Source organism: Paenarthrobacter sp. 22069 (genome assembly GCF_052046035.1).
GTDB lineage: Bacteria > Actinomycetota > Actinomycetes > Actinomycetales > Micrococcaceae > Arthrobacter.
In genome coordinates this window covers 1-11,088 of sequence record NZ_JBQEQF010000028.1, presented here as the reverse complement: position 1 = coordinate 11,088, position 11,088 = coordinate 1, and the positions used below count along the sequence as shown (strand labels likewise).

General features: G+C 56.2%; 8 protein-coding genes. 6 read left to right on the top strand and 2 right to left on the bottom strand.

The genetic code is table 11. The features are described 5' to 3' along the window. Positions 1-897 (bottom strand): IS5 family transposase gene (locus ACTJK0_RS18735; protein WP_440744999.1). Its coding sequence is split into 2 segments (ribosomal slippage), with 896 coding nucleotides annotated over them: positions 1-545 and positions 547-897; the frame shifts between segments, so codons are not numbered across the junction. This gene is flagged as partial in the annotation. A 309-nt stretch (positions 898-1,206) separates the two neighbouring features. On the opposite strand from ACTJK0_RS18735, the gene ACTJK0_RS18730 reads away from it, so the two are divergent. Next, positions 1,207-2,118, top strand: a complete 912-nt coding sequence (locus ACTJK0_RS18730) for a DNA-methyltransferase (RefSeq protein ID WP_440746208.1) — start codon at positions 1,207-1,209, stop codon at positions 2,116-2,118. A gap of 19 nt (positions 2,119-2,137) precedes the next feature. After that, positions 2,138-2,668, top strand: coding sequence for a hypothetical protein (locus ACTJK0_RS18725; RefSeq protein WP_440746207.1), 531 nt, complete (start codon positions 2,138-2,140; stop codon positions 2,666-2,668). A gap of 365 nt (positions 2,669-3,033) precedes the next feature. Here the strand turns inward: ACTJK0_RS18725 and ACTJK0_RS18720 are convergent, their stop codons facing one another. Continuing rightward, positions 3,034-4,053, bottom strand: a complete 1,020-nt coding sequence (locus ACTJK0_RS18720) for a DNA cytosine methyltransferase (RefSeq protein WP_440746206.1) — start codon at positions 4,051-4,053, stop codon at positions 3,034-3,036. Between the two features lie 886 nt (positions 4,054-4,939). Here ACTJK0_RS18720 and ACTJK0_RS18715 point away from each other — a divergent pair. The 4 genes from ACTJK0_RS18715 to ACTJK0_RS18700 all read left to right on the top strand — a co-directional run bounded on the left by ACTJK0_RS18715 (position 4,940) and on the right by ACTJK0_RS18700 (position 11,065). Next, a complete protein-coding gene (locus ACTJK0_RS18715; RefSeq protein WP_440746205.1) occupies positions 4,940-6,361 on the top strand; it encodes a hypothetical protein in 1,422 nt (473 codons plus the stop codon). Position 6,362: 1 nt separating this feature from the next. Next, on the top strand, positions 6,363-8,150 hold the full coding sequence (locus ACTJK0_RS18710) for a DEAD/DEAH box helicase (RefSeq protein WP_440746204.1): 1,788 nt from the start codon (positions 6,363-6,365) through the stop codon (positions 8,148-8,150). Between the two features lie 212 nt (positions 8,151-8,362). Next, positions 8,363-9,085 (top strand): protein NO VEIN domain-containing protein, encoded by a 723-nt coding sequence (locus ACTJK0_RS18705; protein WP_440746203.1) that lies wholly within the window; start codon positions 8,363-8,365, stop codon positions 9,083-9,085. 927 nt (positions 9,086-10,012) lie between these two features. After that, positions 10,013-11,065, top strand: a complete 1,053-nt coding sequence (locus ACTJK0_RS18700; RefSeq protein ID WP_440746202.1) for an IS110 family transposase — start codon at positions 10,013-10,015, stop codon at positions 11,063-11,065. Positions 11,066-11,088: the final 23 nt, after the last annotated feature.

Below are 11,088 nucleotides of genomic sequence, written 5' to 3'. Positions count from 1 at the left end.
TAGGGCGTGTCTCCTAAAGCTGTCAGCCAGATGCTGATTGCCCGGAGAACGGCTCCGCCGCGGTAGGTCAGGGCGAGTTTGTCGTAGCGGGTCGCCAGGGCACGCCATTGCTTGAAGATGTTGAAGTTCCGTTCGACGACGTTCCGGCCTTTGTAGTCCTCTTTGTCGAAGGCCGGAGGCCTGCCTCCGGTGGATCCTCGTCGCTTGCGGTGGCCGATCTGGTCGGATGGTTGCGGGATGACAGCGACGATGCCTCGATCCCGGAGCTGGGTTCGGATGGCCCTCGATGAGTAGGCCTTGTCTCCACGAACCCGGTCCGGGCGGGTACGTGGCCTGCCCGGACCGGCCCGGTTGACCTTCAACTGGTTCATCAGGTGGGCGAACATCGGCGCATCGCCGCCCTGTCCCGGCGCGACCAGCAGAACTAGGGGCCTGCCTTTGCCATCAACCAGGGCGTGGATCTTGGTACTCAGCCCGCCGCGCGACCGGCCAATGGCATGGTCGTCCGGTTCAGCACACAGATTCATGTAATTCGAGCCGGCCCCCTGTGGTGCGGGGAAGGTTCGTGCCGTGCTGGTGGGCACGGTTCACCGTCGAATCGACCGAGACCGACCAGTCCACTTCACCCTGAGAGTCCGCAACCGTCAGCAAAGCCGCCAGAATGCTGTCCCAAGTTCCGTCACCGCTATAGCGGCGGTGACGCTTCCAAATCGTCTGCCACGGACCGAACTCGCCAGGCACATCCCGCCACGCGATTCCGCACCGATACCGGTAAATGATGCCCTCGACCACCCGGCGGTCGTCCCGAAAAGGACGGCCCCGACGACCATCAGAGGACGGTAGCAACGGCTGGATGCGGGCCCACTGCCCATCAGTCAAAACAGAAGTACGAGACACTCATCAAGCATCCCGGCTTAACCAACCCGGGTTTAGGAGACACGCCCTAGGCGCCCCTGTGAATCTGTCGTCGCCTGGTAGCCAGTCGCACGATGATGTGCCAGCTAAGCGGAAGCGCTTCAAACGTTTTCCATCGGAGCGATTTGTAGGAAGCGTCCTTGAGGACCCACAGAGGAAATTGTGCCACTACTCAAGCGATCACGTGAGGAAAGCCGATAGGTGTGTATTACTAACTGAGCGCTATGAGGAGGACGCCCGAACTGGGGTGGTTGTCGTAGTGAGTGGTCGAAACGAAGTAAGGTCTTCCTCATGGCCGATGCAACCAAGCGTGAAGAAACTACTAGCCTGAACTGGAATGACTCCGGACCGAGCCTGGTTATTGAAGGTGACAATCTCGGTGCGCTACGTTCTTTGCCGGATAGTTCTTTCCGGCTTATCTATATTGATCCGCCCTTCAACACCGGCAAGGTACAAACAAGGCAATCATTGAAAACAACGAAGTCTGCTACTGGTGGAAGGGTGGGCTTTAAGGGTGACAGGTATGAAACCGTCAAAGGTGGCAAGCTGACTTATGATGATTTCTTTGATGATTACTGGTCCTTTCTGCAGCCGCGTCTGTCTGAGGCTTGGCGACTTTTAAGCGACGATGGGACATTGTATTTACATTTGGATTACCGGGAAGTGCACTATGCGAAAGTCTATTTGGATTCAATATTTGGAAGTCACTGCTTTCTGAATGAAATTATTTGGGCCTACGACTACGGTGCGCGGGCGCGAAAGAAGTGGCCGACGAAACATGACAATATTTTGGTTTATGTGAAAAGTCCCGATTGCTACCTTTTCAATAAACCTGTCGTCGACAGTGAGCCATATAGGTCGCCGGGAATGAGCATCCCAGCTTCAACAACACACCTCCTTCCGAGCGATGTCTGGTGGCACACTATTGTGGCAACGATGGGCAAGGAGAAAACAGGATATCCAACCCAGAAGCCCGAGGGAATCCTACGTCGAATCATCCAAGCAAGTAGCAAGCCGGGAGACTGGGTTCTCGATTTTTTTGCAGGGAGCGGAACGACGGGAGCGGTAGCGCACGCCCTGGGAAGAAAGTTTGTGATGATTGATGAAAATCCCACGTCCATAGCAACTATAAAGGCCCGCCTCCGTCCATCTATGCAAGTCGGCGAGGACAAAGAATGCTCGCTTCGTTTTCTGGCCAGTTGAAGGGAAAGTAGTCGAAGACATGACCGTGAATGATTATGAGCTAATGGCATCCGCATCACAAAAGCTCTTTGGGGAGGTGGCGCGTAGCGATGCATGGTCCGGGAGCCCTTTCGAATGGATTCGAGCAGTTCCTTCGGCTACAAAAGGCCGAGTTGGAAAGGTCTTGGTAACCGAATGGGCGCGTTCTGTAGGCCTTTTTGTGGCTGGAGCTCCTGAAGGAAAAGGCGACCGTTGGATCAACGGACATCTAGTTCAAATCAAGATGTCTACTCTCTGGGATGCAGGCTTTTACAAGTTCCAACAAATTCGCGACCAGGATTATGCGTACTGTCTTTGCTTGGGTATCTCGCCCTTTCAAATTCACGCATGGTTGCTGCCAAAAAATGTGATAAAGGAGCACGTCATTGGCCATATGGGCCAACATACTGGCGCTGGTGCTAGTGAGACAGCCTGGTTGGAGGTGCGTCCGGGCGTAGTTCATCAATGGATGAGCGGCTACGGAGATACGCTTGAAAGCGTACGTTTGACATTGGAAAATATTCAACGGTAGGCGCGAAGTTTCTTTTAAGCAGTGAATGAGCGCCGCTCATCCTCAATCGTCGTTTAGTTCCATAAAAGCTTAAGGGCAAGCGGGGTAGTAACCGGTCGATAATTATGGAGTGACCAGAGAAAAGCGACTGAGGGTTTAGAGAATTAGTTGCCAGTGTAGTCGCTGTACGATATCTTTTGCGTTTGACGGCGATGCCACACCCTAATGGGAGCGGTTCCGTGGGGCAGACCGGAGATATTGACAGGAAGCTGCCCTAATAATATCGGCCTCAAGTTGAGGAAGTTCTTGGCATATCCCTAACAGAAGCAAATCTGCACAGTAGCAACGCGGTTCAACAGTTTCGTCCCAAACGTGTTGAGACAGCGCTAGCTCACTGCCTGGAGTTGACGGTCTATCAACTCGACTCCGATTCTCGCCGGCCGACTTCTAACGCCGAGAGCATGCGCTATGGAAGTGCCTATTGCGCACGCGACAGGGGGTGGGAAAGCATTGCCAATTTGGCGATAAACCGATGTTTTACGCCCTGCAAACTGCCATTCAGGGGGGAATCCTTGAACGCGGGCCACCATTTCGTTCGTTAACCGAGGTACATGATTATGTGGGGTGTCAGGGCCAGGGACTTCGTTGGCGATTCCCTTACCATCGACGCCCAGCTGTAGCCATGCCGCTTTGGCGCGAGTGGGACCGAGGTCAGCGCCGCCGTGCTTTTTCGAGCCCCCGACAACTGTCGGAGCGATGTAATTAGCCCTTGCAGCCCAGGCTTCTGCGCCTGACCAACCGCCGCTCTTCATCAATGGAAGCAGAATATTTCCCACACTCGGAGGTGTCCCTTGCGCTGAAGGCCAGGAGAACTTTCTGAAGTGGCGGCGTTTCATGGCTACGAGGATGAATCGGGGGCGCAGTTGAGGGACACCGAACTCGCTAGAGTTGAACAACTGCCAGTCAGCGTCGTAGCCCAGCTTGTCGAGGGCCTCCAGAATTGATTGACGATAAGGCGTGAATCGGGCAGAGGCCAACCCTTTTACGTTTTCAAGCATGATGGCGGTGGGCGAAGCTTCGCGGACGAGTCGAAGTGCCTCAGGAAAGAGGTCTCGTTCGTCATCAGCGCCAAGCTGTTTGCCGGCAATACTGAATGGCGGGCAGGGGACTCCGCCGGCTAACAGATCGACGCCCTTGTATGCGCAGCCACTGACTTCCCGCACGTCGCCGTGATGTACATCCCATGAAGGACGGTTCAGTCGAAGAGTGGCCGCTGCATCGACATCAATCTCTACGGCTAGGGAATGTCCGAATCCTGCTTTTTCCAGACCAACCGATTGACCTCCTGCTCCAGCGCAGATTTCGAGCACGTTGAGCTGTGAGGAGTTGGCGATCATGTCGTCCATCCTCTCATTTTATCGGCAGTGGATCGTACGACTGACACGCGGAGTCTTCCTAGGAACCGATCTCGGCAGTTGGCCCTAACAAGCGATGTGCTCCAATTGACGGATCAGAGCCTGGTCAGCAGGTTGTCTCGCTCGCTCTTTGAAAGCAACCTGATAAGGGACCACGCTCTATCGATCTGTCGTGGGGTCCTGTGTCCAACCCGTATCCAGTCCATTAGTACCCGCCTCTCTTCGGCTGCGAGCAAAGCGGCTGCTTCGTATGCAGCATCACTTGAGTCAATACCGGCGAGGGGATTCCGGCACCGTTTGCACGTGCTTACATACCGTCCTGCTGGTGCAGCTGCCGCGCACCAAGTAACGCTTAGCTGACCGGAACGAGAAGGATCATCACTGTACGTCTCCCCGGCACCAATCCCGCAGAACGCGCAGGCGAAGTTGTCTCTAGCAAGAGTTTCCCGGCGCTCACGGTCCGTGGCACTGCGTGCGACATTAGATTTGTAGCCGGATTCCCAAACGTGGCCGCCGATTTTGACTAGGCGAAGCTCGTCCACTGCCAGAGACCGTTCCTGGGCGTATGTGGACAAGATCCATCCGTCTTGCCTTAGGTCCCGCATACGTCGGTCGATTTGTTCAACTCCAGGAAATGCTTCCCTCAGCTGGGCCTTTGTAAACACGCCTCCTTCGCCAATTTCTGAGGCCAACCACAAAGCTGCTCGGGTGCGCGTCCCTGCGCCGCTCGTTCTCCAGTCAGGAATGTTCATGACGCCAATCATCTTTGATTCCCAGCGTTATGGACAATGCGCGACATGCATGCGGTAGGAACGGGTGGTTCGAGATGGCTAGGACATAGGATGCAGGAGGGACCTACATCTTGAAGGGGGCAACTGTGAGCAACGTGCCAGGACGTGCGCAAGACAACAAGGCCATAATTGAGGAGCGGCTTGCGGCCAGCCGCTCTGCCGAGGGAGTCCAGGAGACTGTCTCGATTGAGTGGCGCGGAAGCTCCATGCACTTGCCGGTTATTTCCATGCCGGTGGAGATTCTGTACTACAACCCCGCAACCCACCGCATACGGGCGCAGCGGAGCATCGATAGCGACAAAGATCAAGAGCTGGACAACGATCCCTACGGTGACCTGGGGCAGGCATACCTCCATCAGTTGCTCAAAGGTGACCCTACAAACCCCGAGTCTGTCGACCCCGCTTTTGAGGCGCTCAAGGAGGACTTGAAGGTACACGGTCAGAGTGATCCGGGAATCATTACTCGTAGTGGAGTTTTGATAAACGGAAATACTCGCCGTGCGGCGCTGTCGGAACTCAAACAGGAACATATTCGCGTCGGTGTGCTTCCGCCGGATGCGAGTTTGGATGATCTTCGCTCCATTGAGCTTGCACTGCAGCTACGAAAAGACCACAAACGCGATTACTCGTTCATGAATTTTCTACTCGCTATTGAGGAAAGGATCCTTCAGGGTAGGCCAGTCTCAGAAATCACGGCTGACTTCCGGATCAAAGCGACTACTCTCGAACGTCACCTATGGATCTTAAGCCTCATCCGAGAAGCGATAGACAGAAGCAAAATTGTGGGTTCGGACGGCCGGAGCGTCTCTCTGCGACTAGTCGATTTCGAAGAGCAACAGGGGAAGCTCGAAGAGCTCTACCGTACGTACTCGGCACTTAAGATCAAGGCGCCCGACGAGGCTGAAGCGCTCCGAGAACAGAGGCTCCTGGCCATAGCCCTCAATAAGTCCAAAACGGACCTGCGGTTGATCGAATCAGATTTTGTAGGTAAATACGCTAAGCCGCTTATTCCAGACCAGACGTCGAGCGAGTCATCTATTGTCCGTATTCCTGGTACCCAATTGTCGGCGCCCGGCCCCAGCGCGGTGGTGGAGGCATTGAAGGCGTCGACCACCGCGATACTTCAGGCGAAAGCTGCCACTCAAGCTCATGTGGATGTATCTCTTCTGGAGCGCGCGGCTGCCCAGGAATTGCTCGCGAATACGCACACTGCTCTAGACAACGGCTTGGACCTCGCTGGTCGCCAAGGCAGGATCCTCAAAAGGAAACTGGCAGCTGCAGATCGTTTGTCCGATGCGAATGACGCCCTTGGGCTGGTTTTGGAGGCCGTAGCAAGTGCCAAAGCCACAGGAAACTTCAGTGTTTACGATCTTGAAGATGAGATCGGAGCACTTCGTGAGAATCTCCACAAGTTCGCACAGATTGTCAGCCGTGGTCTCAGCGAACCAACTGACGGCGTTCGATGGCTCCAGGCAATAACTCGTGTAGAAATTGGGGCGGAAAACTAGATTGCTCGACCTCAGGTTTTCTCTTATAGCAGGGAGGGTTGATGTTTCATGCGATGAGGTTAGTGCTCCTCTTCTTCGTACGCTGGCAACACGTTTTTCGACAAGCCTCAGCTCGCATAAATCGTCTATCAGCATTGAGCTAGATGATTTCCTGGTCAACCTTCGAGAACTGGCGCGATGGCCCAGTGAAGACGTTGATGTTCGCTGGGACAACGGTCTTCTGAGACTCGTCGAGGGTAACGTTCAAGACTCCGCACTGGTAGATTCTCGGCTGAAGGCAGACGAAGCCACTCAGCTACCAGTCCCGGTTCTGCCACCAAACTGGGTTGCTCCGCTGACCCAGCACCAGACCCGTGATCTGTCTAAACTAATGGCGCTGAACCACGGAGCAAACTTCAGCGTTCCGGGTGCTGGAAAAACTAGGGCAAGCATGGCGGTCTATGCCGCCCGCCGTTCAGCTGGATCAATCGGGCGGATGCTGGTCGTGTCCCCTAAGTCCGCGTTCGAAAGCTGGGCCTTTGAAGCCGAAGTTTGCTTTAGCGGCAGCCCCATCACAACACAAATATGGACGGGGGGAGCTCCTCCCGATGTCGATATTCTCCTTGTTAACTACGAACGGCTGCCGAATTCACTCCCGCCCCTTATATCGTGGCTGAAGGCTGGTGCAACCCTTTTGGTCTTGGACGAAGCACACCGTATGAAACTAGGAAGCGCGGGAGCCTGGGGCAGCGCCTGCCTGACTCTTGGCCCCTATGCGACTAATCGTCTAATCCTGACTGGTACACCGGCACCGAATGGCTCGAAGGACCTGGAAAGCCTCTTTTCATTCGTGTGGCCCGGACAGGGCAGGGCAGCCGTCCAAAGAGCGGTGGCAAACGAGGACCTGTCGACGGCGAGTAAAGCGCTAAAGCCACTCTTTACGCGGACAACAAAGTCCGAACTGAACTTGCCCCCAGTTGAAGTATTGATCCGCCGAGTGGAATTACCGCCCCTCCACCGAGAAATTTATGACGCCCTTCTTGGGCAGGGAAAAATCGCCCTATCCTCTGAAGCCGGAGACATGGCCGCACTGGGCAAGATCCTGCTGTATCTGTTGATGGCTGCCACTTCGCCTGCACTCCTTGCCGTTGGCTCGGATAAACACGAAGCCCTGCCTTACCGGGTGCCTCCTTACCCAGTTCCAGAGAACACATCTGCCATGGAGCTTCTTCGGGACCTCCCACTCTACGAGCTCAATCCGAAGTACCAGGAAGTACGGCGCATTGTAGAAAAAAATGTTGCCAGAGGCAGAAAGACCCTTATCTGGTCTACATTCGTTCGAAATCTCAAGTCGCTGGAAAGGATCTTGGCAGAATTCAATCCGGCCTTGATTCACGGAGGGACAATCGATCGAGAAGAGGAGCTAAAGCGCTTCCGGCAAGACGCGACCTGCGGCGTACTGCTGTCCAACCCCGCTACGCTCGGTGAAGGCGTCAGCCTCCATCACGAGTGTCATGACGCTGTCTATGTTGACCGTGATTTTTCTGCCGGTCGATTCCTGCAAAGTCTTGATCGCATCCATCGACTGGGCCTAGCTCCTTCCACCATAACCAAGATAACTGTCCTGGCCGCCACAGGGACGATAGACGAGATAGTCGAGGACCGGCTGGCGCGGAAGCTGGAATTCATGGGCGGTATTCTCGATGATCCGAACGTCCGTGTTCTTGGTGACCTGCAAGAGGACATAGATGAATCCGTCGGCATGGATACGTCCGACCTGGCAGCGCTCACTGCCCACCTCAACCGATGATTCCGGCAGAAGCAGTAATTGTCGCTGCAGCTCGCTGGCTTGATTTGCTGGGGCGCTCTACCGAACTCCAGGCTTTCATCCTCATTCGGTCTAGCTCCAGATACGCGGATCTGACTCCAACCCAATACTCCGCTGCCCTTGAATGGCTACACTCACTGTCCTGGACAAGCCTGCCAAAGAGCAGTTTGGAACGCTCGCAAACACTGGGGCAAATGACATCCCAAGGCAGAAGGGAGATCCTTCTCGCAAGTATCTTAGAAGCCGCGAACCCTCCCTGGCTGGAGAATGCTGACGTATTGATCCGCAGCAGCGATGACCTTCCACAGGACATAGAGAGATGGGCGGAACTGCTAGGGCTTCCGGCCAGCTCTGGGTTTCGAGTCGTACGCCGGATAAGCGGAAAAATTGATTTGAAGCGACGAGCACAAGTAGGAAGCGCCGGAGAAAACGCGCTTTGTGTGCTCCTCGAAGCCAAGTGGCCCGGCGCAATCGATCATGTGGCTGAAAGGGATGACGGGTTCGGCTACGATATCTCAGCTTCAATCCAAGAAGCGGAATGGCATCTCGAAGTGAAGGCTACTACTCGGAGAGGCCGGCTTTCCTTCTTCCTTAGCCGTCACGAGTTCGAGACCGGGTTGACGGATGATTACTGGAAGTTGCTTATAGTTGGCTTAGATGACGGACTTCAAGCCAGATGCATAGCCGAGGTGGACAAGTCAGCGTTGGAGAAGTTTGCCCCGGGAGATCGAACTACGTCAGCATGCTGGGAAAGTGCGAGATATGACATTGGAGGAGACCACCTGCATCCCGGCATCATTTTTCTCCCATGGGATAAAGCAGATACAGCGGTGCATAGATTGCTTACCCAAGGTAGCCTCGGCCAGGATCAGAATTTCGCCTGGATGCCAAAAGAAGCTGGATGGGAACTGAACTAGTAGCCATCTCTGCTTCATCGGCAACCACAAGCGGCCCACTGGTGGAACTGATCGCCGACGTCCTCATTCGAGTTAGCGGGGTTCTGCGCCCGAGGAGTCACCGACCAGTACACATTTGCACTCGCCTTGTAGTAACCACATCCCGTCCCCACTATTAAGGAAGCCCTGCACGTCATATGTGCAGGGTGCTTGCTCTTCGCGGTTGTGGATGTGGGTTCATGCCCGTTAAGTACAAGGGTGCTGGGCCTACTGGGAGGAGCGTGTCTGCGCATTCAACCTGGAACAGGAACACGACCCTTGACCGCGATACCAGGGTGGCCGTCGGCGCTGCATTCATCCTCTTCAAGCTGCCCGCGACCGACGTCGTATCCGCGAGAATCTCGGCTCAGACGGAGGGAGGTCGGCCTCACCCTGATGTTAGCGGCCATGAAAAACTGCCCGTAGGCGGCCACGAAAGTGCCCACTGACGGCCAGTAGAACTGCCCATCGGTGGCCATGAGATCTGCCCACTTCCTTACTTGTCCTGCCGCGTCTTAAGCGGCGGGGGCCTCTCCCCGGGATTTGATGACGGTGTCTAGTCGCATCGAATGTCGCCCAGGAAGAGGCCCTGTATGAAGTCTGACGGAGAAATCATGGAAATTCTCTAATGGTCTTGGCTGGTCTGGTGCTGGCTGGGAGGCTGGTGCAGGCCCCTCCGGGGTGTGACTCATGGAAATTCTGGCCCGAACCTCATCAGGCTCGGTGCCTTTAGCAAGACTCGTCCACCTCGGAACGGGCCTGCGCCGGTCCGCCCGCGCTGATGGCCTGATAGAAGATTGTCCGGGCTCCCCCGATGGGAGCGCCGTGACCCGTTAGAGAAGTGCCTCAACGCAGCTCCAGCCGGACTGGCACCGCACAGGTACCGACTACGGGAAGGAGCCCAGCCCCATGACCATGGTGGCGGAAACGTACGAATTCATCGTCGGAGTGGATACTCACTCCCGCACCCACACCTACGCCCTGATGGCTGCCAGAACTGGAGCTATCGAGGAAACCAAGACCTTTCCGGCCAGCGAGAGCGGCATCAACAGAGCTGCCGCGTGGATACATCGTGCTGGCGGGCCAGAGCGTTCCGTCATCGTCGCGGTCGAAGGCACCGGCTCCTATGGCGCCGCCCTGACCAGAGCACTCACCGGGAGTGGACTGCACGTGGTTGAAGCCCGGCCGCCCCGGCGCGGCTCACGTGGAAGCAGGGGCAAGTCTGATGCCATCGATGCCATCGCCGCAGCCCGCGCCACGCACGCATTAGACACCGCCCGGCTTGTCCGGCCGCGAGCCGAAGGAACCCGCGAAGCACTCACAGTACTCCTGGCCGCAAGACGACGCCTGGACACTGCACGAACCATCAACCGCAACGCGCTGAACGCATTGGTCCGGACGACCGACTTGGGCCTTGATGCTCGGCGTGCACTGATGGACGCGCAGATTGAACTCGTTGCCTCGTGGCGGCCGCGAGCCGCCGACCCCATCCAGGTCGCAGTGGCAAGAAACGAAGCCCGCCGACTCGCCCGGGAAATCCTGACCTCAACCGCTTCGCTGAAAGAAAACAAAGCACTCCTGGGCGAACTGGTTCAACAACTCGCTCCCGGACTGCAAAACGAAGCCGGGGTCGGACCGGTGACTGCAGCCCTGGTCCTCGCAGCCTACTCACATCACGGCAGGGTCCGCTCCGAAGCCGCCTTCGCAGCCCTCGCCGGCGCCTGCCCCATCCCCGCGTCCTCCGGAAACACCACACGACACCGGCTCAACCGCAACGGCGACCGGCAGCTGAATCGCGCACTGGACGTCATCGCAAGAACACGGCTGACGTTCGACCCGAGAACAAGAGCCTACGCTGAGCGCCGAACCTCCGAAGGGATGAACCGACGTGAGATCCGGCGCTGCCTCAAACGCTATGTCGCACGCCAGCTCTACCGGAGGCTGCAGACAATCATGGCTTGACACAAACCATAGAAGAGTCTTGC

Excerpts from the sequence above, each read along its gene's own strand:
- ACTJK0_RS18730 (WP_440746208.1), top strand. The coding sequence starts at position 1,207 with ATGGCCGATGCAACCAAGCGTGAAGAAACTACTAGCCTGAACTGGAAT.
- ACTJK0_RS18725 (WP_440746207.1), top strand. The coding sequence starts at position 2,138 with ATGACCGTGAATGATTATGAGCTAATGGCATCCGCATCACAAAAGCTC.
- ACTJK0_RS18720 (WP_440746206.1), bottom strand. The coding sequence starts at position 4,053 with ATGGACGACATGATCGCCAACTCCTCACAGCTCAACGTGCTCGAAATC.
- ACTJK0_RS18705 (WP_440746203.1), top strand. The coding sequence starts at position 8,363 with ATGACATCCCAAGGCAGAAGGGAGATCCTTCTCGCAAGTATCTTAGAA.
- ACTJK0_RS18700 (WP_440746202.1), top strand. The coding sequence starts at position 10,013 with ATGACCATGGTGGCGGAAACGTACGAATTCATCGTCGGAGTGGATACT.